General features: G+C 73.1%; 24 protein-coding genes and 3 pseudogenes. 18 read left to right on the top strand and 9 right to left on the bottom strand.

The features are described from left to right. The first annotated feature begins 52 nt into the window (after nucleotides 1-52). Nucleotides 53-760: a ComF family protein gene (locus ASD19_RS06890; protein ID WP_055990197.1), complete on the top strand. Its 708-nt coding sequence runs from the start codon at nucleotides 53-55 to the stop codon at nucleotides 758-760. Between the two features lie 154 nt (nucleotides 761-914). Further along, nucleotides 915-1,580 carry a ribosome hibernation-promoting factor, HPF/YfiA family gene (hpf, locus tag ASD19_RS06885; RefSeq protein ID WP_055990194.1) on the top strand — a complete coding sequence of 222 codons (666 nt, stop codon included), beginning with the start codon at nucleotides 915-917 and terminating at the stop codon, nucleotides 1,578-1,580. Nucleotides 1,581-1,646: 66 nt separating this feature from the next. Here the strand turns inward: hpf and ASD19_RS06880 are convergent, their stop codons facing one another. The 3 genes from ASD19_RS06880 to ASD19_RS06870 all read right to left on the bottom strand — a co-directional run bounded on the left by ASD19_RS06880 (nucleotide 1,647) and on the right by ASD19_RS06870 (nucleotide 4,400). Continuing rightward, nucleotides 1,647-3,002, bottom strand: coding sequence for a hypothetical protein (locus tag ASD19_RS06880; RefSeq protein ID WP_055990191.1), 1,356 nt, complete (start codon nucleotides 3,000-3,002; stop codon nucleotides 1,647-1,649). 44 nt (nucleotides 3,003-3,046) lie between these two features. Then, entirely contained in the window at nucleotides 3,047-3,700 is a 654-nt protein-coding gene (locus tag ASD19_RS06875; RefSeq protein ID WP_055990188.1) for a hypothetical protein, read from the bottom strand. 103 nt (nucleotides 3,701-3,803) lie between these two features. Next, on the bottom strand, nucleotides 3,804-4,400 hold the full coding sequence (locus ASD19_RS06870) for a PadR family transcriptional regulator (RefSeq protein ID WP_055990185.1): 597 nt from the start codon (nucleotides 4,398-4,400) through the stop codon (nucleotides 3,804-3,806). 165 nt (nucleotides 4,401-4,565) lie between these two features. On the opposite strand from ASD19_RS06870, the gene ASD19_RS06865 reads away from it, so the two are divergent. From ASD19_RS06865 to ASD19_RS06855, 3 genes are all read left to right on the top strand, one after another. Then, nucleotides 4,566-5,159, top strand: coding sequence for an RNA polymerase sigma factor (locus tag ASD19_RS06865; RefSeq protein ID WP_055990182.1), 594 nt, complete (start codon nucleotides 4,566-4,568; stop codon nucleotides 5,157-5,159). Next, complete coding sequence (locus tag ASD19_RS06860; protein ID WP_055990179.1) at nucleotides 5,134-7,341, top strand: hypothetical protein; 2,208 nt, start codon at nucleotides 5,134-5,136, stop codon at nucleotides 7,339-7,341. Before ASD19_RS06865 ends, ASD19_RS06860 begins: the two co-directional genes overlap by 26 nt. A 91-nt stretch (nucleotides 7,342-7,432) precedes the next feature. Next, nucleotides 7,433-8,377 carry a phosphodiesterase gene (locus tag ASD19_RS06855; RefSeq protein WP_055990176.1) on the top strand — a complete coding sequence of 315 codons (945 nt, stop codon included), beginning with the start codon at nucleotides 7,433-7,435 and terminating at the stop codon, nucleotides 8,375-8,377. On the opposite strand, the gene ASD19_RS06850 is transcribed toward ASD19_RS06855, so the two are convergent. Next, nucleotides 8,378-9,844: a stealth conserved region 3 domain-containing protein gene (locus ASD19_RS06850; protein WP_235562987.1), complete on the bottom strand. Its 1,467-nt coding sequence runs from the start codon at nucleotides 9,842-9,844 to the stop codon at nucleotides 8,378-8,380. It abuts the gene before it with no gap. Nucleotides 9,845-10,248: 404 nt separating this feature from the next. Between ASD19_RS06850 and secA the strand changes: the two genes are divergently transcribed. Together secA and ASD19_RS06840 are read left to right on the top strand one after the other, a co-directional pair. Next, complete coding sequence (gene secA / locus ASD19_RS06845; RefSeq protein ID WP_055990172.1) at nucleotides 10,249-13,053, top strand: preprotein translocase subunit SecA; 2,805 nt, start codon at nucleotides 10,249-10,251, stop codon at nucleotides 13,051-13,053. 82 nt (nucleotides 13,054-13,135) lie between these two features. Further along, nucleotides 13,136-14,395: a pyridoxal phosphate-dependent aminotransferase gene (locus ASD19_RS06840; RefSeq protein ID WP_055990169.1), complete on the top strand. Its 1,260-nt coding sequence runs from the start codon at nucleotides 13,136-13,138 to the stop codon at nucleotides 14,393-14,395. 20 nt (nucleotides 14,396-14,415) lie between these two features. Here the strand turns inward: ASD19_RS06840 and ASD19_RS06835 are convergent, their stop codons facing one another. Next, nucleotides 14,416-14,877 carry an Rv3235 family protein gene (locus ASD19_RS06835; RefSeq protein ID WP_235562986.1) on the bottom strand — a complete coding sequence of 154 codons (462 nt, stop codon included), beginning with the start codon at nucleotides 14,875-14,877 and terminating at the stop codon, nucleotides 14,416-14,418. A gap of 155 nt (nucleotides 14,878-15,032) precedes the next feature. On the opposite strand from ASD19_RS06835, the gene ASD19_RS06830 reads away from it, so the two are divergent. Next, complete coding sequence (locus ASD19_RS06830) at nucleotides 15,033-15,638, top strand: hypothetical protein (RefSeq protein ID WP_055990166.1); 606 nt, start codon at nucleotides 15,033-15,035, stop codon at nucleotides 15,636-15,638. Nucleotides 15,639-15,671: 33 nt separating this feature from the next. Here the strand turns inward: ASD19_RS06830 and ASD19_RS06825 are convergent, their stop codons facing one another. Continuing rightward, nucleotides 15,672-15,932 (bottom strand): helix-turn-helix domain-containing protein, encoded by a 261-nt coding sequence (locus ASD19_RS06825; protein WP_055990163.1) that lies wholly within the window; start codon nucleotides 15,930-15,932, stop codon nucleotides 15,672-15,674. Between the two features lie 98 nt (nucleotides 15,933-16,030). On the opposite strand from ASD19_RS06825, the gene ASD19_RS06820 reads away from it, so the two are divergent. Genes ASD19_RS06820 through ASD19_RS06810 form a run of 3 tightly spaced genes read left to right on the top strand, consistent with a single transcriptional unit; the run spans nucleotide 16,031 to nucleotide 19,611 of the window. Further along, nucleotides 16,031-16,792: an SAF domain-containing protein gene (locus tag ASD19_RS06820; RefSeq protein WP_200941078.1), complete on the top strand. Its 762-nt coding sequence runs from the start codon at nucleotides 16,031-16,033 to the stop codon at nucleotides 16,790-16,792. Continuing rightward, nucleotides 16,789-18,081, top strand: coding sequence for an AAA family ATPase (locus ASD19_RS06815; RefSeq protein ID WP_055990160.1), 1,293 nt, complete (start codon nucleotides 16,789-16,791; stop codon nucleotides 18,079-18,081). Before ASD19_RS06820 ends, ASD19_RS06815 begins: the two co-directional genes overlap by 4 nt. A gap of 9 nt (nucleotides 18,082-18,090) precedes the next feature. After that, nucleotides 18,091-19,611 carry a sensor histidine kinase gene (locus tag ASD19_RS06810; RefSeq protein WP_055990158.1) on the top strand — a complete coding sequence of 507 codons (1,521 nt, stop codon included), beginning with the start codon at nucleotides 18,091-18,093 and terminating at the stop codon, nucleotides 19,609-19,611. An 84-nt stretch (nucleotides 19,612-19,695) separates the two neighbouring features. Here the strand turns inward: ASD19_RS06810 and ASD19_RS06805 are convergent, their stop codons facing one another. Then, the gene (locus ASD19_RS06805; protein WP_029152980.1) at nucleotides 19,696-19,944 is read right to left on the bottom strand and encodes a WhiB family transcriptional regulator; all 249 of its coding nucleotides are present in this window, start codon (nucleotides 19,942-19,944) and stop codon (nucleotides 19,696-19,698) included. 244 nt (nucleotides 19,945-20,188) lie between these two features. Between ASD19_RS06805 and ASD19_RS06800 the strand changes: the two genes are divergently transcribed. Further along, complete coding sequence (locus tag ASD19_RS06800) at nucleotides 20,189-20,581, top strand: hypothetical protein (RefSeq protein WP_055990156.1); 393 nt, start codon at nucleotides 20,189-20,191, stop codon at nucleotides 20,579-20,581. 302 nt (nucleotides 20,582-20,883) lie between these two features. Here ASD19_RS06800 and ASD19_RS14340 read toward each other — a convergent pair whose 3' ends face one another. Continuing rightward, on the bottom strand, nucleotides 20,884-21,024 hold the full coding sequence (locus ASD19_RS14340; protein ID WP_156377129.1) for a hypothetical protein: 141 nt from the start codon (nucleotides 21,022-21,024) through the stop codon (nucleotides 20,884-20,886). A 91-nt stretch (nucleotides 21,025-21,115) separates the two neighbouring features. On the opposite strand from ASD19_RS14340, the pseudogene ASD19_RS15020 reads away from it, so the two are divergent. From ASD19_RS15020 to ASD19_RS15005, 4 genes and pseudogenes are all read left to right on the top strand, one after another. After that, nucleotides 21,116-21,430 (top strand): annotated as a pseudogene (locus ASD19_RS15020) (DUF222 domain-containing protein); the annotation flags it as partial. Nucleotides 21,431-21,581: 151 nt separating this feature from the next. Continuing rightward, nucleotides 21,582-21,962, top strand: a complete 381-nt coding sequence (locus ASD19_RS15015; protein ID WP_442922524.1) for a hypothetical protein — start codon at nucleotides 21,582-21,584, stop codon at nucleotides 21,960-21,962. Beyond that, a pseudogene (locus ASD19_RS15010) lies at nucleotides 21,871-22,181 on the top strand (DUF222 domain-containing protein); the annotation flags it as partial. The gene ASD19_RS15015 and the pseudogene ASD19_RS15010, both read left to right, overlap by 92 nt. A 43-nt stretch (nucleotides 22,182-22,224) precedes the next feature. Continuing rightward, nucleotides 22,225-22,394: pseudogene (locus tag ASD19_RS15005) on the top strand (HNH endonuclease signature motif containing protein); the annotation flags it as partial. Nucleotides 22,395-22,645: 251 nt separating this feature from the next. Here ASD19_RS15005 and ASD19_RS14790 read toward each other — a convergent pair. Then, complete coding sequence (locus ASD19_RS14790; RefSeq protein WP_055990148.1) at nucleotides 22,646-23,401, bottom strand: EI24 domain-containing protein; 756 nt, start codon at nucleotides 23,399-23,401, stop codon at nucleotides 22,646-22,648. Between the two features lie 139 nt (nucleotides 23,402-23,540). Between ASD19_RS14790 and ASD19_RS06780 the strand changes: the two genes are divergently transcribed. Both ASD19_RS06780 and ASD19_RS06775 read left to right on the top strand, forming a co-directional pair. Beyond that, nucleotides 23,541-26,066, top strand: a complete 2,526-nt coding sequence (locus tag ASD19_RS06780; RefSeq protein WP_055990145.1) for an ATP-dependent Clp protease ATP-binding subunit — start codon at nucleotides 23,541-23,543, stop codon at nucleotides 26,064-26,066. Nucleotides 26,067-26,164: 98 nt separating this feature from the next. Then, nucleotides 26,165-26,578, top strand: a complete 414-nt coding sequence (locus tag ASD19_RS06775) for a VOC family protein (protein WP_055990142.1) — start codon at nucleotides 26,165-26,167, stop codon at nucleotides 26,576-26,578. Nucleotides 26,579-26,590: the final 12 nt, after the last annotated feature.

Raw genomic sequence — 26,590 nt, 5'->3', positions numbered from 1 at the left:
AACCGGACAGGGGGGCTCATCCGGCGCGCTCCGCGCCGGACATCCTCGAGTCATGGACGGCTTCCGGGAGCGGCTCCCGCCGGGCCTCCGCGACGCGCTCGCGGGGGCCCTCACGCTGCTCCTGCCGGTCTCGTGTGCCGGGTGCGGCACCGGCGGGATCGCACTGTGCCCGCCGTGCGCCGACCAGCTGCGGCCGGCGCCCCGGAGCAGGGAGCTGGCGGGGCTGACGGTATGGGCGGGGCTGGCGTTCGACGGGCCGTGCGCGAGCGCGGTGCGAGCGCTCAAGGAGCGCGGCCGCTCCGACGCCGCGCGGGCCCTCGCCCCGGCGCTGCGCGAGGCGCTGCGCGAGGCGGTCGCATCGGCCGCCTCGCCGGTGCTCGCGGTGCCCGTGCCGACCTCGGCGGCGGCCATGCGGCGGCGCGGCTATCGCGTCCCCGAGCTGCTGGCTCGCCGCGCGGGCGTGCGGACCGCGCGCCTGCTGCGGGTCGCGCGGGCCACGCGGGACCAGCGGATCCTCGGCCGCGCTGATCGGGCGAGCAACGTGGCGGGGAGCATGCGCGCCCGCGAGGGCACCGCGGGGCTCGACGTCGTGCTCGTCGACGACGTCGTCACGACCGGTGCGACTCTCCAGGAGGCGCGGCGCGCGTTGGAGGCGGCCGGGGCCCGGGTGATCGGCGCGGCCGTGGTCGCCGCCACGCCGCTCACGGGCGTCCGGACCCGCGCGCGGCGGCTTCCGGATTCCCCTGACACATCCCGGTGAATGGGATCGGGCCTGTCGGCAAATAGTGCGTGACACTTGCCCGAAGGGGGTCTACGGTAGGGCATCACAGACCCGAGGTGCGCCTCGGGGATCGACCGAGGTCCGCGCTACCGGACAGGTGCCGGTGACCGGGCGGACCGGACAGGGAGGCACGATGGAAACGCACATCTCCGGAGTCGGCGTCGGGATCACCGAGCGCTTCCGAACCGTGGTCGAAGAGAAGATCGCGAGGATCGCCGGTCTCGCGCCGCGCGCGCTCCGTCTCGAAGTCAAGGTCACCCACCAGGCCCACCGCAACGGCCGCCTGGAGGACGACGTGGTCGAGCTGACGGTCGTCGGCAAGGGCCCGGTCGTCCGCGCCGAGGCCTGCGCGGGGGACAAGTTCGCCGCCCTCGACATCGCGCTCGACAAGCTCGCCGAGCAGCTGCGCCGCGCCAAGGACAAGCGCGTGGCGGGCCGCCTGCACCCGCGCGGCGCCCACTACGAGAAGGGCTCGGGAGCGCTCGAGGGGATCGACGTCCAGCCGGCCCCGGCCGACGTCATCCGCGCCGTCACGACGGGCGAGGTGCCGGTCGTCGAGGAGGGGGAGGACGAGGAGGACTACAACCCGGTCGTCATCCGCACCAAGACCTTCGAGCCCGAGTGGATGACGGTCGAGGAGGCCGTGGACCGCATGGAGCTGGTCGGCCACGACTTCTTCCTGTTCATCGATGCGCGCACCGACCACCCGAGCGTCGTGTACCGCCGCCGCGGCTGGGACTACGGCGTGATCTCGCTCACCGCGACCGCGCCGCCGGAGGAGGAGGCGCTCGCCTCGTAGGCGCACGGACCCAGGGAGGGGACGATGAGGGCTCGGTCTGCGGACCGGGCCCTCATCGCGTCGGCCTCAGTCGAACATGTCGCCCATCAGGCCGCCGAGCAGGACGCCGCCGAGCACGGGGCCCAGCAGGTCGCCGCCCCCGCCGAAGCCGGAGCGCGGGCGGCGGCGTCCGCCGCCGAACCCGCCGTAGCCGCCCCAGTCGTCGCCGTCCGGCCGCCCCGAGTCGATGTCGCGCTGCGCGGCCTGCAGGGCCTCGCCGGCCAGCTGCTGCACGCGCCGGGCGAGGACCAGCGCCTGCTCGCGCGTGTCCTCGGGGACCACGAGCGGGTCGATCTCGGGACGCAGGCGCTGCGCCTCCACGAGCCGCGTGCGCGCGTCCGCGCCGATCCAGCCGCGGTGCCCGTCGATCACGCTGCGCGCGACCGCGATCGCGTGGTCGGCGGCCTCGACCGCGTGCCGCACGTGGTCGAGCGGGGGCACCGGTCGGGAGGCGCGCTCGCGCGCCTTGTCCACGGCCGCGTCCAGGGCGGCGTTGGCCTCGCGCAGCGTGGCGAGATCCTCGAACGGGTCGCTGGGCGTCCCGGGCCCCGGGAGCGCCGCGAGCGCCGCCTCGAGGCGGGCGACGGCCGCGGACACCTCGGCGGCGTGCGGCACGCCGCTCTGCGTGAAGGGGCGCGCGGCGACGATGTCCTCGCGCGAATCCGCGATCACGTCCGCCAGGGTCGACTGCGCCCGCAGCGCCTCGATCTCGAAGTCCTCGACGGCGTCCAGGATGGCCCCGGCGCGGCGCACGGCCTCCGTCGCCGTCTCGAGGGCCACGTTCGCCTCCTCGGGCCTGCGGGCCTCGCGGCGGCGCACCGACACGTCGGCGCTGTGCAGCGCGAAGTCCAGCAGCTGCTCGGCCTCCGACGGGTTCGCCGCGACGCGATGCAGCGCCGCCTGGCTGTAGCGCCCGGCGAGCCGGTCCACGGTCTCGCGCGCCTGCGGCAGCCGGGCGCGCAGGCGCTCGACGTCCGATCGGATCCCGTCGATGATCTTGGGCGCCTGGCGCACGAGAGCGATCTTCTCCCGCAGCGCCTCGGTGCGCTCGTCGAGCACGTCCTCGGCCCAGTCGCACAGCTGCACGATCCGCGCGTTGCGGGTGCGCAGCTCCTCGGCCGTGTCGGGGATCTCGTCGTGGTTGAGCTGGTGCAGGTGGAACGCCTCGGCCATGTGCGTGCGCACGGCCTCGAGACCCTCCCGCAGCGGCTTCGTGGCCGTCTCGCCGAGCTCGGCGAGGGCGAACTCGACCTCGTCGGACGTCGTGCGGATGCGCTCGTCGGCGGCGACCAGCGCGGCCCGCGCGCGTCGCGCCAGGTCGTCGTCCTGCGCCTGCCGTGCCGCCTCGTCCTCGCGCCTGCGCCTGCCCCAGAATCCCGCCATGGTCCGATCCTACGGTCGGCGCGTCCGGGGCGGGCGGCGGCCCATCAGACGGGTCGGCTCTGCTCCGACGCCTCGGACTTCAGGTTCGCGAGCCGGCGCTTCGTGAAGCGGCGCGACACGAACAGCCAGGCCCAGAACAGGAACGCGATGCCGCCGATCACGCCGCCCCAGATGCTGGCGCCGCCGAACGAGAAGGCCTCCGTGTCCAGGATGCGGTCCGCCGCGTGCGTCGCCCCCGACGCGCCCAGCTCGATCCAGAGCGTGAGCAGGTTGGGCGCCGCCAGGAACACCGCCAGGACCACGATCACGACCTTGACCCACACGGGGGAGCGGTACATCAGCAGCAGGAGCATCATGAGCGGCACGAGCGTGAAGCAGAACCCCACGATCAGCCCGACGAGCATCGACCGGCCGAAGTCCTCCTGCGCGAAGTCGCCGATGATCCGCGCCCACCACACGGGCGCGAAGTTGTAGACGATCACGAACAGGATGCCGAGCGTCACGAGGGCGACGGCCGTCAGGATGCCCACGCGCTTCCAGTCGATGCGCTTCCGCGGCTTCTCGGGTGCGGTCGGCGCGGACGCGGCGACCGGCCGTCGGTCCGCCGGCACCCGGTCCGTCGGGGCCGCAGCGGTCGGCGCGGCGTCCGCGTGTCGCGGCGTGGACGTCGGCTCGTGCGGCGAAGTCGGCTCGCTCATGTTCTCCCCCTCGATCGGTCGCGCTCGGGAGACGCCCCTGAGCTCATCCTGGCATCCGGCCGCGCGATCGCACGAGAACCGGGCCCGGGGAGGGGTCCCCGGCTCAGGCGACGGCGAGCGGCGCCTTCGCGGGGCGACCGCGCTTGGGGCGCTCGGTCGCCAGCTCCAGGCCGATCGCGTGGTCGGGGTGCGCGGCCAGGCGCTCCTCGACGTGATCGAGCCAGCGCAGCTCGGCCTCGGCCTGGAACGCGAGGTGGTCCACGACGAGCGAGCCCGCGAGCTCCTCGGGGCCGGACCGCGGGGCCGGCCGGGGCTCGCGCAGGCGCCGCAGGTGGGCGAGCGTCGCCTGCCGCTGGCGCCGGATCAGCACGCCGACGTCGACGCCCGGCAGCGTGGCCGCGAGCGCGAGCTTGATCGCCAGCTCGTCGCGCGCGCCGGGCGCCCGCAGCACGGGGGAGTCCAGCCAGTCGCGCGCCTCGATGCGCCCGGTGTCCGTGATCCGCCAGTACACGTGCCCGTGCTCGTCCGCCTCGCCCCGCGCGACCAGCCCGTCGCGCTCGAGGCGCTCGAGCGTGTTGTAGATCTGGCCGACGTTGAGCGGGGAGGTCGAGCCGGTGCGGCGCTCGAACTCGGCGCGCAGCTGGTAGCCGTAGCAGGCGCCCTGGTCCAGGATCGCCAGCAGGCTCTGTCGCACGCTCATCCGATGCTCCTTCCGGGCCGTCGGGCCCCGTCCGAGAATATGCATACCGGGAAAGCACGGCGCGCAACGATGCGATCGCGGCGCGTCGCCCGGCCCCCCGACACGCCCGGGACGGAGGATCATCGCGAGCGTGAAGGGGATTCGCATGGACGGGCAATACCTCACGTGACCACCGATGCCGAGATCGTCCGGCTGTCGCTCGCGCGACCGCAGGAGTTCGCCGCGCTGTTCGACCGGCACGCCGTCGCTGTCGGGCACTACGCGCGCCGGCTCGTCGGTGCGGACGCCGGCGACGACGTGCTGAGTGAGACGTTCCTCGTCGCGTTCCGCCGGCGGGCCGACTTCGACTTCTCGCACGAGTCGGCGCTCCCGTGGCTCTTCGGCATCGCGACCCGCCTCGCCCACAGGTCGCGGGCCGCCGAGGCCAAGCGCTGGCGCGTGCTGCAGGCGTCGGCGCGCGTGGCCGTCGAGACGGCCGTGAGCGACATCGAGGCCGCCTCTGAGCGCGCCGACGCGTCGTCGCGGCTGCGGGCGCTCGTGCCCCGCATCCGCCGGCTGTCGGACGACGACCGCGACACGCTGCTGCTCGCCGCGTGGGGCGACCTCACGACCGAGCAGATCGCGACCGCCCTGGGAGTGCCCGTCGGCACCGTGTGGTCGCGGCTGAACAGGATCCGCCGGAAGCTCCGCATGGAGGACCCGATCACCGGCGACCAGGACCAGGAGGAGAACGATGGACGCGCTCACGTTCGTGCGTGATCTCGGGCGCGACGTCCCGCCCCCCACCCGGGAGGACCTCGCCCCCGCCCGCGACCGCCTGCTTGCGGAGATCGCCGACGCCCCCGCGCACCTTCCGCTGTCGCGGCCCGACCGCGACGCGCGCCGCACCGAGGGCATCGCGCCCGTCACCGACCTCGAGCCCCGCCGCACCCGCGGCCGTCGCGTCGCCGAGATCGCGCTCGCCGCAGCGGCCGTGGTCGCCGTGGGCGCCGCGGCCGTGGGCGGCGTGGCGCTGTTCCGCGAGCTCGCCCCCGACGAGCGGTCGACCGGTCCGGTACAGACGACCAAGCCGGACCCGACGCCGCCGCCCCCGCTCGGGGACGCGCCGTACTTCCGGCTGGATCGCGTGGTCGAGTACACGACGCCGTGGGACGTCGACACGGGCGCCATGGCGATGTCGTGGGCGGACGCCGAGGCTGCCGTCGTGACGGAGGCTGCCGTGTCCCTGTACGTCCCGAGCGACCCGCGCGGCGACGCCGAGTGGGTGTGGCGGTACGGCGACGACTGCCGACTCGTCGACGTGTTCGGCGAGCAGATCGATCCCGCTCCGGCGCTCCAGCAGTGCCGCGAGCGCGACCTCCAGGCGCCGGGCGTCGAGCACAGGGCCGCGTGGGAGGACATCCGCACCGGCGATGCCGCGCAGGGGCCCGACGGGTCCTACATCCCGCTGGTCCTCGTCGACGGGGGCCACGGCGTGTGGGACGAGCTGCCGCGTGACCCCGAGGCGCTGCTCGAGTGGTACCAGAGCCGCGCCGACACGTTCGAACGCCCCTGGCTCGGCGTCATGGCCGAGGCGCTCGCGCTGAACCAGATGCCCTACGACCTCGCTGACGCCATGCTCGGAGCGATCGTGCGGGTGCCCGGCGCAGATGTCGAACGCGACGCCGAAGGGCTGATCGGGCGCGTCGATGTCGAGCAGGAGGACGGCGGCACGGTGCTGCGCGAGAGTCTCGTGATCGACCATGCGACCGCACTCGTGAGCCTCACGGAGGAGCGCTCCTTCGGCGGCGACCCCGGCGCGTTCGCCGACCAGATCCCGGGCGGCGACGACTGGACCGTTCGCACCACGATCAGCGCCACGCCGGTTGAGGAGGCGCCCGCGGCGTCGGAGGAGCCGCAGGCCGGCGCGCCCGCGCTGGAGGACCTGGTCATCTCGCCGGCGGGGCTCGGTCCGCTCGCGCTCGGGCAGCCGGTCTCGGGCCCGGGGCTCGAGATGGTCACCGAGACGACCGAGGGGTGCGCCCACCCGTACTGGCGCACGAACGATGCGTACCACGCGGCGGACGGCGACTACGGCGGCGGCGGCGGGCCCGCCTTCGCGATCGCGACCGACGGCGCCGTGCAGCGGATCGACGTCGTGTCGTCGGCCATCCGCACGCCAGAGGGCATCCGCGTCGGCGCATCGCTGGCCGACGTGCAGTCCGCCTACCCGTCCGCATCTCGGATCGACGGCGGGCTCTCGACGCTGTTCGTCGTTGCGGGCGACCCCGGGCAGCTGATCGTCGAGGTCGCGGGCACGGACGCCTCCTACTGGGGTGCCGAGGTCGAGACCGTCCAGTACCTCCGCGTCATCCCGGCGGACCGCACCCCGACGCCGATCTCCGCCTCCGACGACGTGGTGGGCATGTGCACCGCCGGCGAAGCCGGCGCAGGCGCGGCGGAGGGCGATTGGACCGGCTGGACCATCGACGAGGACGGCTTCGGGCCGTTCGCGGTCGGGATGGCCTGGAGCGAGGCGGTGCGGATCGCACAGGAGCTCGGATGGAACACGGCGCCGAACGCGTGTCTTCCGGCGCTGACCCCGTCGGACATGAGCGGGATCTACGTGTGGCGCGACCCCGCCATCGACCAGGTGCGCGAGATCACCGCGCGGGACTCCTATGCGGACGACTCCTCACCGCTGACGAGCGTGGGCACGAAGGCCGGCATCACCCCCGCCAGCACGCCGGACGAGCTGCGGGCGGCGTACCCCGACGCGGAGGTGGGCGAATGGGACAACGAGTACGGCCCTCGCGGCTATGTGCGCGTCGATGCCGACGGGAGCGGCACGTCGATCTGGTTCGAGTACTTCCCGCCTGACGCGCACTCGCCGCATGGTGGGATCGCGACGATCCGGGTGAACGCCGCGTCGTCGATGTTCCTCGCCTGCCCTCCCGCCTGACGGAGCGCGGAACGGTCCGTGCACCGGCGCTTCACCTCGCGTTCAGCGTGTGTTGACGGCGGGCCGCCGCGGGCGGAGTAGCATCGCGGCCATGTCCGACACGCCCGACGTCCGGATCGCAGAGTACGCACGCCCGAGTCACCTGCTCGTCCACCTGAGCGACACGCACCTGAGGGCCCAGGGAGGGGTCTTCGGGATCGACGCGGCCGCCCACGTGGAGCGCATGCTGACCGACCTGGTCGCGGCCGGGGGCCGGCCGGATGCGCTCGTCTTCACGGGGGACCTCGCCGACCTCGGCGAGCCCGACGCATACGCGCGGCTGCGCGAGATCGTCCGGCCGGCGGCCGAGAGACTGGGCGCGCGCGTGATCTGGGTGATGGGCAACCACGACTCCCGCGACGTCTTCCGGCGGGAGCTGCTGGGCGAGCCGGGCGACGCGCCCGTCGACGCCGTGCACGACCTCGACGGCCTGCGCGTCATCGTGCTGGACACGTCGGTCCCGGGGCAGCACCACGGCGAGATCACCGACGCGCAGCTGGACTGGCTGGCGCTCGAGCTCGCGGTGCCCGCGCCGCACGGCACGATCCTGGCGATGCACCACCCGCCCGTGCCGTGCGTCCTGGACCTCGCGACGCTCGTGGAGCTGCGGGACCAGCAGCGCCTGGCCGACGTGCTGCGGGGCAGCGACGTGCGCTCCATCCTGGCCGGCCACGTGCACTTCTCGACCTCGGCGACCTTCGCGGGCATCCCCGTATCGGTCGCATCCGCCACCTGCTACACGCAGGACCCGGGCATCGCCGACGGGGGCATGCGCCCGCGCGACGCCGCCCAGTCGTACAACCTCGTTCACGTGTACGACGAGACCGTGGTGCACTCGGTCGTGCCGCTCACGGCCGCCCCGCCGGCCGAGATCACCACGGCCGACGAGACGCGCCGCCGTCTGGCCGACGCGGGCGTCGTGATCCCGGATTCCGCGGCCCGGGCGCGCGTCGACGGCATCGCGCCGCCGACGTCGCCCATCCCCGTCGTCGGCTGATCAGTCCTCGTCGGGAGAGATCCGCTCCCACGGCGCGGCGACCGGGAAGTACGCGTCGAGCATGTCGCGCACCGCGCGCTCCCGCAGCTCCTCCGGCAGCTCCGGCACGCTGCCGTCGTTGAGGCAGAACATGTCGGCGTCGCGGCGCGCGAGCAGCCGCTCCATCCGGTGCAGCGACTCCTGCAGCGTGGTCTGGATGTACTCGGTCCGCGGCGCCGTGGTCGGCAGGGCCCGGCCCGTCATCAGCGCGTAGTAGTGGTAAAGCGAGTTCGTGACCGACACGTCGGTCGCGCTGCGGAACCGGGCGGCCGCCGTGCGGGCGAACTCCTCGGGGAACTCCCGCTCCAGCTCGAACATCACGCTGCGCCGGTGGGGCGTCGCGCAGTGCTGCAGGTCGCGCGTGATGACGCGGCCGAAGCGGCGGCGCAGCACCTCGCGGTTCACGCGCGCGGCGTTGTCGTGACCGCTGCGCGAGGGGTCGGCCCCGCCCACGCCGATGCGGACCTCGGCCTCGACGAACTGCGTGATCCCCGCGGCCGTGAAGAACAGCTCGGGTCGCACGGGGCGGCCGAAGAACATGTCGTCGTTCGAGTAGAGGAAGTGCTCGGCGATGCCCGGGATGCGGTGCAGCTGCGCCTCTACCGCGTGCGAGTTGTGGGTGGGGAGCACCGAGGGGTCGGCGAAGAACTCCTCGCTCCGGACGATCCGCACGCGCGGGTCGTCGCGCAGCCACCACGGGGCGGGGCTGTCGGTCGCGATCCAGATGGTGCGGATCCACGGCGCGAACATGTGCACGCTGCGCAGGGCGTATCGCAGCTCGTCGACCTGGCGGTAGCGCGCCGCGTGGTCGTCGCCGTCGCCGACGACGTACGCGTTCATGCGCTTCGCGCGCTCGCGCTGGAACTCGTTGGACGAGCCGTCCACCCACGAGAAGACGATGTCGACCTCGCCCGTGAACTCGTTGGGGAGCGGATCCCACATGCCCTCGATCGTGCGCCAGTCGCGCCCGAAGCGGCGCACGGTCTCGAGGCCGAGGTCGTCGATCGCGACCGTGCGGCGGGTCAGCGCGTTCGGCCGCGGGGCCTGCAGCAGGCGGCCCTCGCGCCGCCAGAACTCGAGCCGGATGCCGCGCTCCGCGCCGTAGCGCAGGGTGCCGGACGCGGTGGTGCGGGGCCGGAAGAGGATGGCGACGTCCCCGCCGCCGAACGCGCGCGCCGCCCCGGCGGTGAGCGGGCGGACGGTGCTCTTCTCGCGCCGGGCGGCGGTCCACGGGGCGGTCTCTGCGGCCGCGTCCAGCGCGGCGAACGCGGCCTCGCGCGTCTCCGCGGGCAGGGCGAGCGCGGGGCGCCCGCTCGAGCGCCGCAGCAGCCAGGGCTCGAGGCCGGCCGACTCCAGCAGCTCCGCGAGCGCGAGGAGGTCGCGCGCCTCGGCCTCGGCGGGTGTCGCGTCCTCGATGAGATGGGGCACGCCGGCGAAGAGCCGCGTGTCCGTCGTCAGGGGGCGGGGGGCGGATGCGTCCGCGGACGGGGCGGCGGCAGCCGGGGGAGGACTGAGCGGCGTCATCGGTCACCTCTGTTCAGGAATGATCGAGTCGTCGGCCCCGTGGGGCCGGCGGCCGCTCGGATGAGGGCCGGCGAAGCGCCGGGAGCGCTCGAGAGCGGCAGCGGTGCGACCGGCGTGGAGAAGCCGGTGGAGTGATTGTAAAGCCCCTGCGCTTCCGGCATATCACCGGGGCCGAAACCGGGGGCGCGCGCCCAGACGACGCATAGGTCACGGACGGATAACATGGGTCCGTATGCCCGCCGCCGGTCGGCGGGGACCCGGCGCCGCCCATCCTGGAGCGCGATGCCGCACGAACGAGGAGATGTCACGTGGCCAACCCCTTCGAGAAGCTGCTCCGCGCCGGAGAGGGACGCGTCCGCCGGCGCCTCCAGCAGGTGGTCGCCGCCGTCGGCGCCCTCGAGGAGGACTACACGCAGCTGACCGACGAGGAGCTGCGCGGCGAGACCGCCGAGCTGCGCGCCCGCTTCGAGGCGGGCGAGACCCTCGACCAGCTGATGCCGGAGGCGTTCGCGGCCGTGCGCGAGGCCGCCAAGCGCACGCTCGGCATGCGCCCGTACGACGTCCAGATCATGGGCGGCGCGGCGCTGCACCTCGGCAACATCGCCGAGATGAAGACCGGTGAGGGCAAGACCCTCGTCGCGACCCTGCCCGCCTACCTGAACGCGATCGCAGGCAAGGGCGTGCACGTCATCACGGTCAACGACTTCCTCGCCTCGTACCAGGCCGAGCTGATGGGCCGCGTGTACCGCGCCCTCGGCATGAGCACCGGCGTCATCGTGTCGGGCCAGACCCCGGCCGTGCGCCGCGAGCAGTACAACGCCGACATCACGTACGGCACCAACAACGAGTTCGGCTTCGACTACCTGCGCGACAACATGGCGTGGCGCAAGGAGGACCTCGTTCAGCGCGGCCACTTCTACGCGATCGTCGACGAGGTCGACTCGATCCTGATCGACGAGGCGCGCACGCCGCTCATCATCTCGGGCCCGTCGTCGGGCGAGGCGAACCGCTGGTTCGTGGAGTTCGCGAAGATCGCCCGCACGCTCGAGGAGGGCGTCGACTACGAGGTCGACATCAAGAAGCGCACGGTCGGCGTGCTCGAGGCGGGCATCGAGAAGGTCGAGGACTACCTCGGCATCGACAACCTGTACGAGTCGGCGAACACCCCGCTCATCTCGTTCCTGAACAACTCGATCAAGGCGCTCGCGCTGTTCAAGCGCGACCAGGACTACGTCGTCATGAACGACGAGGTCATGATCGTCGACGAGCACACCGGGCGCATCCTGGTCGGCCGCCGCTACAACGAGGGCATCCACCAGGCGATCGAGGCCAAGGAGGGCGTGCCGGTCAAGGCCGAGAACCAGACGCTCGCCACGGTCACGCTGCAGAACTACTTCCGCCTGTACGAGAAGCTCTCGGGCATGACCGGCACGGCCGAGACCGAGGCCGGCGAGTTCATGTCGACCTACAAGCTCGGCGTGATCCCGATCCCGACGAACAAGCCCATGATCCGCGTGGACCAGCGCGACCTCGTCTACCGCAACGAGGCGGGCAAGTTCGCGCAGGTCGTGGAGGACATCGCCGAGCGCCACGAGAAGGGCCAGCCCGTGCTGGTCGGCACCGTGAGCGTCGAGAAGAGCGAGCACCTCTCGCGCCTGCTGGCCAAGAAGGGCATCCGCCACGAGGTCCTGAACGCGAAGAACCACGCGCGCGAGGCCGAGATCGTCGCCCGCGCGGGCAAGCTCGGCGCCGTCACGGTCGCGACCAACATGGCCGGCCGAGGCACCGACATCATGCTCGGCGGCAACGCCGAGTTCCTCGCGGTGCAGGAGATGAAGGCCAAGGGCCTCGACCCGGCCGGCACCGACCCGGAGGAGTACGACGCCGAGTGGAACGTCGTGTTCGACCGCGTCCGCGCCGAGGTGTCGGCCGAGGCCGAGAAGGTCGTCGAGGTCGGCGGCCTGTATGTGCTCGGCACCGAGCGCCACGAGTCGCGCCGCATCGACAACCAGCTGCGCGGTCGCGCCGGCCGTCAGGGCGACCCGGGCGAGAGCCGCTTCTACCTGTCGCTCGAGGACGACCTGATGCGCCGCTTCCAGTCCGGCGCCGCCGACGCGCTGCTGGCGCGCACGGACCTGCCGGACGACGTCGCGATCGAGTCGCGCCTGGTCTCCAACCTCATCAAGAGCGCACAGGCCGCGATCGAGTCGCGCAACGCCGAGGCGCGCAAGAACGTCCTCAAGTACGACGACGTGCTCAACCGTCAGCGCGAGGCGATCTACTCGGATCGCCGGCACATCCTGCACGGCGACGACATCGCCGACCGCGTGCAGCACTTCATCGAGGACGCGATCACCGCCGTCATCGACGAGCACACGTCGGGCGGGCACAACGAGAGCTGGGACTTCGACGCCCTGTGGAGCGAGCTGAAGACCCTGTACCCGGTCGGCGTGACGATCGACGAGGTCGTGGCCGAGGCCGGCGGCCGCAAGGGCGGCATCACGGCGGACGCGCTCAAGCGCGAGCTGCTGAGCGACGCCCGGATCGCCTATGCCAAGCGCGAGGAGCAGCTCGGCGCGTCCGCGATGCGCGAGCTCGAGCGCCGCGTCGTGCTGCAGGTGCTCGACCGCCGCTGGCGCGACCACCTGTACGAGATGGACTACCTCAAGGACGGCATCGGCCTGCGCGCGATGGCGCAGCGCGATCCGCTCATCGAGTACCAGCGCGAGGGCTACTCGATGTTCCAGGCCATGATGGGCCAGATCAAGGAGGAGGCCGTCGGCTACCTCTTCAACCTCGAGGTGCAGGTGCGCCGCGTGGGCGAGGGCGAGCAGGCCGAGGTCGAGGCCAAGGGCCTGTCGGAGCACCCCGCGGACACGCAGCTGGAGTACTCGGCTCCGAACGACGCGGGCGAGGTCGAGGTGCGCAACGACCGCGGCCAGGTGCAGAAGGCAGCGACGGACCGCGTGCGGCGGGCCGCGCAGGCGACGGAGGCGACGGCGCCCCAGGCGGGCCCGGGGGCAAGCGCGTTCGGGCACGCGGCGGACGCCGCGCAGGCCGACGAAGCGCCGCTGAACCGCGAGCAGCGCCGCGCGCAGAAGAAGAGGAAGTAGCACCTCGGGGAATCTCTCCGGCCGGGCCGACCGGTCCACGCCTCGGCGCGTGGACCGGTCGGCCCGGCCGTATCCTGGGGCGATGACCATCCCTGTCCCGTCCAGCGCCCCCGGCAAGGGCCGGCTGCGCCCGCTGGACCAGTCCTCGAAGCTGAAGAACGTCCTCTACGAGATCCGGGGCGCGGCCCTGGACGAGGCGGCTCGGCTCGAGGCGGCAGGCCACACGGTCCTGAAGCTCAACACCGGCAACCCCGCCGTGTTCGGCTTCGAGGCCCCGTACCAGATCGTGCGCGACATGATCGCGGCGGTGCCCACGGCGCACGGCTACAGCGAGAGCCGCGGCATCCTCGCGGCCCGGCGCGCGATCGTCAGCCGCTACGAGGACACCCCGGGCTTCCCGCGCGTGGACCCCGAGAACGTGTACCTGGGCAACGGCGTGTCCGAGCTCATCACGATGACCATGCAGGCGCTGCTCGACTTGGGCGACGAGGTGCTCATCCCGGCGCCCGACTACCCGCTGTGGACCGCCATGACGAGCCTGTCCGGCGGCACGCCCGTGCACTACCTGTGCGACGAGCAGAACGGCTGGCAGCCGGATCTCGACGACATCCGCTCGAAGATCACCGAGCGCACCAAGGCGATCGTGATCATCAACCCCAACAACCCGACCGGCGCCGTGTACTCGCGCGAGGTGCTCGAGGGCATCGCGGACATCGCCCGCGAGCACTCGCTCCTGCTGCTCAGCGACGAGATCTACGACCGGATCCTGTACGACGGGGTGGAGCACATCCCCACGGCCACGGTCGCCCCCGACCTGCTGTGCCTGACGTTCAACGGCCTGTCCAAGACCTATCGGGTGGCCGGCTATCGCTCGGGCTGGATGGTGATCACGGGCCCGCAGGATCACGCCAAGGGCTTCATCGAGGGCATCACGCTGCTCGCCTCCACGCGCCTGTGCCCGAACGTGCCCGCGCAGCACGCCGTGCTCGCGGCGCTCACCGGCGTGCAGTCGATCGAGGCGCTGATCGCGCCCAGCGGGCGCCTGCACGAGCAGCGCGACGTGGCGTGGCAGAAGCTCAGCGAGATCCCGGGCGTGACGTGCGTGAAGCCCGAGGGGGCGCTCTACGCGTTCCCGCGCCTCGACCCCGAGGTGCACGACATCCGGGACGACGCCAAGCTCGTCTACGACCTCCTGGTGGCCGAGCACATCCTGCTCGTCCAGGGCACGGGCTTCAACTGGCCGACGCCCGATCACCTGCGCATCGTCACGCTGCCCGAGGCGCGCGTGCTGGGCGAGGCGATCGAGCGGCTGGGCAACTTCCTGAGCTCGTACAAGCAGTAGGCCCCGCGGCCTGAACGGGCTTACAGGATCGAGAGGCTCGTCGCGCGCCAGCGGCGGTCGATGCCCTCGAGGCGCATGGCGACCGCGCGGGTGCGCTGGGGCGTCTCGACGATCACCACGCCCTCGACCACGCCGTCCGCGGGCGACGAGTGGTGGATCGAGCGGATGGCGTAGACGGGGCGTCTCACGGGCGTGTGGCGCGCACTGCGCGCCCGGACGGCCATCCCGGCGCGCGTGACGAGCGACCGGTACGGCTCGTCCGTGAGCCACCGCGCCATCTGCTCCGGCTCGCGCACCCCGGCCAGCACCTCGAGCACGCCCCGCGTCAGCGCGGTGAGCAGGGGCTCGGGGTCGGGGAGGCTCTGGCTCGGCGTGCGCTGCGGGGCGAAGTGCTCCTCGACGTCGGCGAGGCTGCGCAGGGGCCGGTCGGTGGGGCGACGCCCGGCTGGCCCGGGCGGCACGGACGGCAGTGGCTGGGACATCGAGACCCCCTCTTCTCGGTGCGTGGCGAGTCGCCAGTCCAGCACTGCGTCGCACGGGGCACCGAGGCGGCAGGTATGTCCGTGGAGAGGTCTGCGGGCGCCGGGCTGTGGACAGCCGTGGGTGCCGGCGCGCCCGCTGGCCTACGCTCACGCTCGTGCGATGGGAGCGATTCTTCGACGACCTCGAGGACCAGCTGGCGGCCGAGTGGGAGGCCGAGCGGGCGGCCCTCGAGTCCGAAGCCGAGCGGCTGCGCCTGGCGCGGGTCGACCTGCGCACGCGACTCGCGGGCCTCGCTCACGACGGCGAGGACGCCGTCACGCTGGAGCTCGCGGGAGGGGAGTCGCTGGAGGCGCGCATCACAGCGGTCGGAGCCGACTGGCTCGCCGCTCCCGAGGCCGACGGAGGCCGCCGCCTGCTGCTCGTGCCGCTCGCCGCGATCCGCGCGGTCCAGGCGAGCCACGGCCACCTGCTGCGCTGCGCGCGCCCGGCCGAGCGCGGCGACCGGCTCGCGGAACGGGTCACGTTCGGCCTCGCGCTCCGCGACCTGGCCCGGCGCAGGATCGGCGTGGCGGTCGGCACCGGGCCCGAGCGCATGCTGACCGGGACGATCGACCGGGTCGGATCGGACCACATCGACCTGGCCCTGCACGACGCGGGCGCACCGCGGCGGGCCGCGGACGTGCGCGGGTACCGGATGATTCCGCTCGGCGCGGTGTCCTGGGTGCGGATCGATGCGTCGGCGGGCGTGCCGGTGGTCTGACGCCGCGGCGGGGGCCCGGGTCTCTGCGCGGGCTCAGCCCCGCGTGCCCCAGAGCTCGGGGAAGCTCGCGGCGTTCGACTGGCGCCACAGAGCCATGCGCCGCGCCTCCTCCACCTGGGCGTCGAGGTACTCCGCGACGCTGTCGTGCTCGATCCGCCAGCGCGCGGGGGTGCCGAGGCGGGTGCCGCGCAGGCGCCCCTCCTCGACCAGGGCGATCACCTCGTCGACGTCGATTCCGAGCAGCTCCGCGACCTGCGCGGGCGGCACGTGACGGCGTGCGACATCCTCGACCATGCCCCCATTATGGGTGCCCGGGCATCCGGGTGTGAGGGCGAATCGGGGCCTGTGGACAAGTCTCGGGGACCGTGACGCGGATTTGCCACGATGACCCCATGAGCAGCAGCATCGGCCACCCCGGCAGCGGACGGCACGCCGCCCCCGCGAGGCCCGGCCGTCGCGCCTTCTGGGCGGACGCGCGCTTCCTGATCGGGGTCCTCCTGGTGGCGGCGTCGACCGCCGGCGTGTGGTTCGTGGTGGCGGCCTCCCGCCAGACCGTCTCGGTGCTGGCCGCGGCCGACACGCTCGTGCCGGGCCAGCCCGTCACAGCGGCCGACGTCACGGTGGTCGACGTCGCCCTCGGGCAGGCGCGCGACGCATATCTCGCTCCCGACGCGCTCGGGGAGGGGCTGGTGGCGCTGCGCACGATCGAGGTGGGCGAGCTCGTCCCCGCGGCGGGTGTCGGGGAGTCGGAGCTCAGCGACCGCACCTCGGTCGTGGTGCAGAGCTCGGTCGACGTGCCCGCCGGGCTGGACCGGGGCGCGCTGGTCGAGCTGTGGGAGACCCCCGCCGCCGACCCCGCCGATCCGGGCGTCTTCGCAGAGCCGCGGATCCTGGTCGCCGACGCCGTCGTTGCCCGGATCACGCGCGACGACGGCGTGATGGCCGCCGGCGGAGCCTCGCTCGAGCTGGTGATCGAGCGCTCCCGTGTGGCCGACGTGCTCGCGGCGGTCGCGGCCGGGGCCGTGCTCTCGGCCGTTCCCACGGCGGGCGGCGCGGTGCCCGATCCCGCCCCGGACCGGGCCGAGGGGCCGGCCGCGGACGACGACGCGCCGGATCCGGAGCCGGGAGGGGACGACCAGGAGCCGGGCGGATGATCGCGCTCGTCGCTGCCGACGACGGCGACCGGATCGCGGAGGAGCTGCGCGACGAGGGCGTGACGGTGCCGGCGCTGCTCGAGCCGGGTGCGCTCTCGGCGGCGGCGGACCGGCGCTCCGGTGCCGCCCAGCTCCTGAACGGGGCCGACGCCCTGGTGCTGTCGGCGGACCGCGGCGAGCTCACCGCGGCGCTCGTGTCGACCTGCGATCGGCTCGGGGTGCGCATCGTGCTGCTGGCCGAGCGTCCCGGGGACCTGCGAGCGGCAACGGCGTTCGGTCTCGCCGCGCCGCTCCCGCCCGACGCGCCGGGCTGGGCGATCGCGGCCGCGATCGAGAACGCCCTGCCGGCGCCGGCGGCCGACGGCGGGGAGCGGGTGCGCCCGACGGGCCGGATCATCGCGGTGTGGGGCCCGGAGGGCGCGCCCGGCCGCACCACGATCGCGATCGAGCTGGCGTGCGCGCTGGCGCGCGGCGGCGACCATGTCGCGCTCGTGGACGCCGACAGCCACGCCCCGTCCATCGCCGTCGCGCTGGGCCTGGCGGACGAGAGCCCTGGGTTCGCGGCGGCGTGCCGGCAGGCCGAGCACGGCCTGCTCGACGCTGGCGAGCTGCTGCGCGTCAGCGTGCCGCTGGGCGACCCGGACGGGCGGGTGGACGTGCTGACCGGCATCAACCGCGTCTCGCGCTGGCCCGAGCTCTCCGCGTCGCGGGTGACCGCGGCGCTGGCCGTGATGCGCGAATGGGCCGACGTGGTCGTGGTCGACGTGGGCGCATCGCTCGAGGCCGACGAGGAGATCGTGAGCGACCTCGACGGGCCGCGACGGAACGCGGCGACGCTCGCGGTGCTGAACGCGGCCGATCAGGTCGTGGCCGTGGCCGCCGGCGATCCCATCGGACTGTCCCGCTTCGTGCGCGGCCACGCCGAGCTCCGGCAGGTCATCGGGCAGACGCCGACGCGCGTCGTGGTCAACCGGCTCCGGTCCGGCCCGCTGGGTCTCGACCCGCGCGGGCAGGTGAGGCGCGCGCTCGAGCGGTTTTCCGGGATCGCGGACGTCGCGTTCGTGCCCGACGACCGCCGCGCCGCCGACGCCGCCCTGCTCGCTGCGCGGCCGGTCGCGGAGGTCAGCCCGCGCTCGTCGCTCGCGCAGGCCGTCCGGCGCCTCGCGGCGGGGACGCAGGCCGCGGTCGCCCGTCCCGGTGAGCCGGCGATCGCGCGGGAGCGCCGCCGGGGCCTGCGACGCGGCGCCTCGAGCGCCGCAGCGTCGGTCGGGCCGGGCGGCGACCAATAGGCTGTATCCGTGTCGACCCTCAGTGATCTCGTCTTCGCCCAGGGCATCGCGACCGAGGCGGATGTCGAATGGCTGCATCGCGTGGCCGGCGACGGACAGCTGCTCGCGGACCTGTCGTTCGCCGACATCGTGATGTGGGTTCCCACGAGCGACGACTCGTTCGTCGCGGTGGCCCACACCCGCCCCGGCGGCTCGGCGACGCTCTTCTACCGCGACATCGTGGGGGAGCGCATCCGCCCGCAGTGGCAGGCGCAGGTGCGCGAGGCGTTCCACGCGTCCGACATCATCGACTCGTCGTCGCCCGAGTGGTTCGAGGAGACGCCGACGCGCGTGCGCGCGGTGCCGATCGTGCGCAAGGCCGAGGGGTCGTCGAGCGTGCTCGGCGTGCTCACGCGGCACACCAACCTCGGTGACGTGCGCGCCCCCTCGCGGCAGCAGATCACCTTCAACGAGTGCGCCGACGACATCTTCCGGATGATCTCGAACGGCGACTTCCCGGACCTGTCGGCCCCGACCGGCCCGCGCCGCGGTGCGCCGCGCGCGGCCGACGGCCTCATCCGGCTCGACGTGGACGGCGTCGTGACGTTCGCGAGTCCGAACGCGCTGTCGGCCTTCAACCGCGTCGGATTCGCGGACGAGCTCGAGGGCGAGTCGCTCGCCGAGGTGACCAGCCGCATCCTGCCCGCCTCGCGCGACACGGACGAGTCGCTGCCGGTCGTCGTGACCGGGCGCGCGCCGTGGCGCACGGACATCGAGGCCCGCGGGGTCACGGTGTCGCTGCGGGCGATCCCGCTGCGCGACCGCGGCCACCGCACCGGCGCCATCGTGCTGTGCCGCGACGTCACGGAGCTCCGCCACCAGGAGCAGGAGCTCCTCACCAAGGACGCGACGATCCGCGAGATCCACCACCGGGTCAAGAACAACCTGCAGACCGTGGCGTCGCTGCTGCGCATCCAGGCGCGCCGCACCAAGTCGGAGGAGGCGCGGGAGTCCCTCACGCAGGCGATGCAGCGCGTGGCGGCCATCGCTGTCGTGCACGACACGCTCTCGGAGGGTCTGTCGCAGAACGTGGACTTCGATCAGGTCTTCGACCGCGTGCTGCGGCTCGTCGCCGAGGTCGCCGCGGCTCCCAACACGCTCGCCCACACCCACTCGGTCGGCAAGTTCGGCGTGCTGCCCAGCGAGTACGCGACGCCCCTCGCGCTGGCCCTCACCGAGCTCGTCACCAACGCGGTCGAGCACGGCCTGAAGGGCCAGGAGGGCAAGGTCGAGATCATCGCCGAGCGCGACGACGAGAAGCTCCTCGTGCGCGTCCGCGACACCGGCAGCGGCCTCCCCGAGGGCACGGTCGGGCGCGGTCTCGGCACGCAGATCGTGCGCACGCTCATCCAGGGCGAGCTGAGCGGATCCATCGAGTGGCACACGCTCGGCGGCGCGTCCGCCGATGGCGACGCGGCGGCGGACGGCGAGCCGGCGGCCTCGGGGACCGAGGTCGTCATCGACATCCCGCTGCGCTGGATCAAGCGCTGACGCGGACAAGCGAGAGGCGCCCCTCCGGATCCGGCGGGGCGCCTCTCGCTGCTGTGTGTGCTGTGTGGTGCGCTGTGATGCAGATCAGCCGGCGCGGCGTGCTCGCGCGGCGCGGCGCTTGAGGGCGCGGCGCTCGTCCTCGCTCAGGCCGCCCCAGACGCCCGAGTCCTGACCGGTCTCGAGTGCGTACTGCAGGCACACCTCGGTGACCGTGCAGCGGGCGCAGACCGACTTCGCCTTCTCGATCTGGTCGACCGCCGGGCCGGTGTTGCCGACCGGGAAGAACAGTTCGGGGTCGACGGTGAGACAGGCAGCCTTGTCGCGCCAATCCATGGTGGGAGCTCCTCGCAGGGGTGGTGGGTTTCCGAGCAACGGGCACGCTCGGGGGAATCGGGAAAGCGCACCCCGGGTTCGGATACGCTGGCCATGTCGCGAGTCTGATCTCGCGACCCACCACGCCGTGGGAAACAAGCCGTTAACAATCGTCATACAGTTGGAATCCGAAATCAAGGGTTTTCGGCGAAATGGGTCCCTCCGAGGTGTGCGAACCCGACCGGATGACGACAGGAGCGGCCGCATGAGGTTCCCCATCGCCCGTGCGGCGGGCACCCTTCTCGCGATCGAGACCGTGGGTCTCCTGGCGCTCGCGGGCTGGCAGGTGGTCGCCCTGCTGGGCGACGACACCATGGCGGCGTCGAGCGCGATCGCGCTGATCGTCCTCACCGTGATCGGCGCCGTGGCGGTGGCCGCGTTCGCCGGCGCCGTCTGGGCGGCGCGCTCATGGGGCCGATCGGGGGGCATCGTGACGCAGCTGCTCATCCTGGCCGTCGCGGTCGGCGCCGTCACGGGACCGTACCCGCAGGTGGGCACGGCCCTCCTGCTCGCCGCCCCCGCGCTGCTCGGAATCGGGCTGCTCCTGGCCGCCGCACGATCCGCCCACCGCGAGTCCCCGGACCCCTCCGGTCGCTGACCCGCTCGGCCCGTGGCCTCCGGTCGTTGAGCGGAGGCGCGCCAGCGCCGCCCCCACCCTGTGGTCGTTGAGCAGAGGCGCGCCAGCGCCGGAGTCGAAACGTGTCCGAACCCTCCCTGCCGACCGGCCCACCGCTCGTCCACAGGGCACCGCCCGGAGGACTTCTCCACAGATTCGGTTTGAATCGCTGATCTGCGCTTTCCGGCCCGGTGAATGTCGGTGGCCCGGAGGAGAATCGGGCCATGACGACACAGGCGACTTCGACCCGGTGGGCTCCCACCCCGGCCGAACGCGCCCGCACGTCAGAGCTCGTCGACGATTACCTGGAGCAGCAGGTCATCATCGCCCAGGCYCATGCCCGGCAGGCGCGGATCCTCGCCGAGGGCCGCGCGATCGCCGAAGCCCAGACCCGCCGGGGTGGGACGGGTTCGGAGTTCGAGCACCCGCTGAGGTCCATGGCCGCCGAGTTCGCGGTCGCCGGGCGGATGTCAGACCGCACGATCCGGGCCCGGATGTTCGGAGTTCGAGCACCCGCTGAGGTCCATGGCCGCCGAGTTCGCGGTCGCCGGGCGGATGTCAGACCGCACGATCCGGGCCCGGATGGAGTGGGCGGTGGACCTGGTGGACGGGTTCCCGGCCACGTTCGCACTGTTCGAGGAGGGCCGGATCAGCGAGGCCCATGTCCGCGCGATCGTCGACGCCGGCAGTCGTCTCGAGGATGACGACTCCCGGGCGGAGTTCGAGCGGATCATCCTGCCGCGAGCGGTGAAGCTCACCGCGGGGCAGCTGGGCTCGCTGGCGCGGAAGCTCGCGGATGACATCGAGCCGTTGCCGTTGGAGGAGCGGCACNGGGCCGGCGCTGGCGGGCTACGCCCAGCTGTTCGAGCAGATCATCCTGCCGCGAGCGGTGAAGCTCACCGCGGGGCAGCTGGGCTCGCTGGCGCGGAAGCTCGCGGATGACATCGAGCCGTTGCCGTTGGAGGAGCGGCACGAGGAGGCCATGGCCGAGCGTGGGGTGAGAGCGGCACCGCTTCCGGACGGCATGGGCGAGTTGACCTACATCGGTCCGGCGGTGACGGTGTACGCGATGCACGACCGGGCCACTCAGATGGCGCGCACGATCCACCGCACCAAGGATGAGACCGACGAGCGGACGTTGGATCAGATCCGGGCGGACGTGTTCGCCGAGATCGCCCTCGCCGGTCTCCCGACCGCGGATTTGATCGACCAGCACGGCGGCGACGCCCTCACGAGCCGAGATCGCCCTCGCCGGTCTCCCGACCGCGGATTTGATCGACCAGCACGGCGGCGACGCCCTCACGAAGATCACCGCCACCGTTCAGGTCACCGTCCCGTGGCAGACCCTCACCGGTGTCGGTGAGGAGTCCGCGTTCCTCGCCGGGTACGGCCCCATCCCCGCCGAAGCGGCCCGCCGCCTCGCAGGGGAGGCCGCCAGATGGACGCGCCTGTTCACCGACCCCGACACCGGGTGCCTGAAGACCGTCGACACCTACACGCCCACGAAAGCGCAGCGGCGCTTCCTCATCGCCCGGGACGAGCACTGCCGCTTCCCCGGCTGCCGGCAACCCGCCATCCGCTGNGTCGACACCTACACGCCCACGAAAGCGCAGCGGCGCTTCCTCATCGCCCGGGACGAGCACTGCCGCTTCCCCGGCTGCCGGCAACCCGCCATCCGCTGCGAGGACGACCACACCATCCCGTACTCCCACGGCGGCCCCACCACCGTCCGCAACCTCGCCAACCTCTGCCGCGCCCACCACGTCCTCAAACACAACTCGAACTGGAACTTCCGNCATCCCGTACTCCCACGGCGGCCCCACCACCGTCCGCAACCTCGCCAACCTCTGCCGCGCCCACCACGTCCTCAAACACAACTCGAACTGGAACTTCCGCCACGGGCCCGGCGGCGTCATGGAAGTCATCAGTCCCACCGGCAGGGCCTACAAACACAAACCCACCCCGGTCGTCCGATTCGAAGCGTCCGCGGAGATCGCCCGCCCCGACTTCGGCTCAGACCCGCCGCCCTTCTGAAGGTGGTGTCGATCAGGCGCGGCGCGGTGAGGGGAGCGTGGTCGCCTCGCCGGCGACGTGGCGCGCGAGGAGCGCGGCGCCGGCGACGGCTGCGGGCATCACCACGATGGCGGCGAGCGGCACGAGGAAGCACACGTGCACCGCGACCCCGAAGCCCAACACGCGGGCGCGGTGCGCGCGCAGCAGGCGCGCGCGGGCCGAGGCGTCGAGGCCCCGCGCGGTGAGCCCGTGAGAGGCGAGTTCGTCGGCCAGCACGCGGCCGTTGAGCAGTGCGCCCACGACGGCGCCCGCGGGGCCGCCGACGACCGGCACGAGGGCCACAGCGCCCGCGCCCAGTGCGGCGAGCACGCCCTTCCCGAACAGCCCCAGGCCGTCGGCGACCGAGGCGAGGAAGCCGTATGGCGTCTCGGGCACCGCGCCGCCGATCTCCCGCTCGACCGAGCGCCAGATCCGGTCGTAGAACGACTCGCCCACCACGAGGGTGAGCGCGGTGAACGTCGCGATCGAGAGCACGACCGCGCCGCCGAACAGCGCGATCCCGATCACCGTGCGGAAGAGCCCGGCCCACGCCTCGCCCCAGCCGTCGGCGAACGGCGTGATCAGCTCGACGAAGCCGGCAAGCGCGAATCCCAGGGCGACGAGCGCGCCGGTCAGCAGCGCCCCGACGATCGCTGCCGGGACGAGGCCCGCCGCCATGACGCCGGGTCTGCGGCGCCACCATCGGAAGCCGTCGACGAGCGTCTTCACACCCCGCCAGAACTCGCGCACGAGCCCAGGCTAGGCCAAGCCGGCAGAGCGGCGCCGGGAATAACCCGGGGTGACCGTGGTTGAAGTTGATATCAGTCGGCTCAAGTTCTTAGGCTTGATACGACATCACGCAACTTCACGTCCATCGAGGAGATCCGCGATGCCCGACAACACGTTCCCTCTGGGCGGCCCGAGCGCCTTCGACGAGTTCCTCGCCCGCTACCTGCAGGGCGAGCGCGCCCGTGCCGCGCGGTCGCTCGACCTGGCCCGCTACCTCAGCGCGCGCACGCAAGAGCTGCTGCAGCGCGCCGGGCGCTACGCCCTCGAGCGCGGCCAGCACGAGCTCGACGCGCTCCACGTGCTGCGCGTGCTGATCGAGGACCCCACGGTCGCGTCGGCCGTCACGCGCATCGGCGCCGACCCCTCGGCGGTGGCCTCCGCGGCGGAGATGCGACTGCCGGCCGCCGGCGAGGCGGCCGACGCCGAAGCCGCCGTCGTGACGCCCGCCGTGCAGCGCGCGCTGTTCCACGCGTTCCAGGTGGCCCGGGCGTCGGGATCGACGTACATCGACCCCGAGCACGTCTTCTTCGCGCTCGTGCTGGCGCAGGACACCCCGGCCGGCCAGATCCTGACCGCGGCCGGGATCACCGCGGAGGCCCTCACGCAGGGGATGCGCGAGGCGATCGCGGCCGGCGAGACCGAGACCCGCACGGAGACCCCGGAGCCGCGGCAGCCGGGCGGCATGCTCGACACCTACGGCACCGACCTCACGGCGCGCGCCCGGGACGGGCTCCTCGACCCCGTGATCGGCCGCGCATCCGAGATCGAGCAGACGATCGAGATCCTGTCGCGCCGCACCAAGAACAACCCCGTGCTCGTCGGCGAGGCCGGCGTCGGCAAGACCGCGATCGTGGAGGGCCTGGCGCGCGCGATCGTCGCGGGCGAAGTGCCCGTGCAGCTGCGGGGCAAGCGCGTGATCGCGCTCGACCTCCCCGCCATGCTCGCCGGCACGCGCTACCGCGGCGACTTCGAGGAGCGCCTGACCAAGACGATGGAGGAGGTCGCCGAGCAGCGCGACGAGATCATCCTGTTCGTCGATGAGATCCACACGGTCGTCGGCGCCGGGGGCGGCGGCGAGGGCGCCATGGACGCGGGCAACATCCTGAAGCCCCGCCTCGCGCGCGGCGAGCTGCACCTCGTCGGCGCGACGACGCTGAAGGAGTACCGCACGATCGAGAAGGACGCCGCGCTCGAGCGCCGTTTCCAGCCGGTGCGCGTGGGGGAGCCCTCGATCGAGGACGCGATCGAGATCCTGCGCGGCCTGCGCCCGGCGTACGAGGAGCACCACCGCGTGAGCTACACCGACGAGGCTCTGCGCGCGGCCGTCGAGCTCGGCGACCGCTACCTCACGGAGCGCGTGCTGCCGGACAAGGCGATCGACCTGATCGACCAGGCCGGTGCGCGCCTTCGGCTGCGTCTGGGCGCCCCGACCGACGTGAGCGCGCTCATGGAGAAGCTCGCCACGCTCGAGGCCGAGAAGAACGCCGCGGTGGCCGCCGAGCGCTACGAGGAGGCGCTGCGCCTGCGCGATGAGATCGCCGAGGTCCAGCACCGGATCGACGAGGCGTCCGGCCAGGGCGGCACGCGGGCGGTCGTGGACGAGGCCGAGATCGCCGCGGTCGTGAGCCGCGCCACGGGCATCCCCGCCTCGCGCCTGACGGAGACCGAGCGCGAGCGCCTCGCCGCGCTCGAGGACGAGCTGCACCGGCGCGTGATCGGGCAGGACGACGCGGTGACCGCGGTCGCGAAGGCCGTGCGCCGCAGCCGCACCGGCATGGGCGACGCGCGGCGCCCCGTCGGCTCGTTCCTGTTCCTGGGGCCGACCGGCGTCGGCAAGACCGAGCTGGCCAAGGCGCTCGCGGCGAGCCTGTTCGACGACGAGGGCGCGATCATCCGGTTCGACATGAGCGAGTTCGGCGAGCGTCACACGGTCGCCCGCCTTGTGGGCGCCCCTCCCGGCTACGTCGGCTACGACGAGGCCGGGCAGCTGACGGAGCGCGTGCGCCGCAACCCGTACTCGATCGTGCTGTTCGACGAGATCGAGAAGGCGCACCCCGACGTGTTCAACCTGCTGCTGCAGGTGCTCGACGACGGACGCCTCACGGACGGCCAGGGTCGCACGGTCGACTTCCGCAACACGGTCGTCGTGATGACGTCGAACCTCGGCTCGGAGTTCCTCGCCTCGCGCGCGGGCGCCATCGGGTTCACGACGGGCGGACGCGAGTTCGACGACGAGGACCTGCGCGCCCGGGTCATGGGCCGCCTGCGCGAGTCGATGCGACCGGAGTTCCTGAACCGGATCGACGAGATCGTGCTGTTCCGCAAGCTCGACCGGCCCCAGCTGCGTCGCATCGTCGACCTCATGCTGGGCGCCACGCGCGATCGCCTCGCGGGCCGCGAGGTGTCGATCGAGGTCTCGGCGGCCGCCGTCGACTGGCTGACCGAGCGCGGCTACGAGCCCGAATACGGCGCCCGGCCGCTGCGCCGCCTGATCCAGCGCGAGGTGGACGACCGCATCGCCGACCTGTTCGTCTCGGGCGACCTGGCGGACGGCGGTCGCGTGACGGTGGACGTCAGGGACGGCGCGCTGACGGTCGCCGCCGCCCGCATGCCCGCGGCGGCCTGAACCCGCCGGCGAGGCCCCGGAGCCGAGCGCTCCTGGGCCTCGTCGCGTTCGCGGGGCCGCCGCTACCGGATGTCCCGCCCGCGTGGGAGCATGCGGAGATGGAACAGCGCATCAGCTTCATCACGCTCGTGGTCGACGACGTCGAGGCCAGCCGGGCCTTCTACGTCGACCGGCTGGGATGGCACGAGGAGCTGCATGTCGAGGGCGAGGTGCTGATGCTCCGGGTGGGCGACAAGCTGATGCTCTCGCTCTGGGACCGCGCGCACGCGGAGGCCGAGCTCGGGCCCATGAAGGCCGACGGCGTCGCGCCCATCACGCTCGCCCACAACGTCGCGAGCGAGTCGGAGGTCGACGCGGTCATCGCCGAGGCGCGCGCGGCCGGGGCCACCCTCGTCTCCGAGCCCGTCCGCCGCTCCTGGGGCGGGTACACCGGCTACATCGCCGACCCCGACGGCTATCGCTGGGAGGTCGCGTACAACCCCGGGCCCATCGGGGAGTCCGTGCTTCCCTGATCCGCGGGGCGC

The organism is Microbacterium sp. Root53 (assembly GCF_001426925.1).
Taxonomy (GTDB): domain Bacteria; phylum Actinomycetota; class Actinomycetes; order Actinomycetales; family Microbacteriaceae; genus Microbacterium.
Note: the sequence above shows the minus strand (reverse complement) of the source record. Positions and strands in the feature narration are given on the sequence as shown.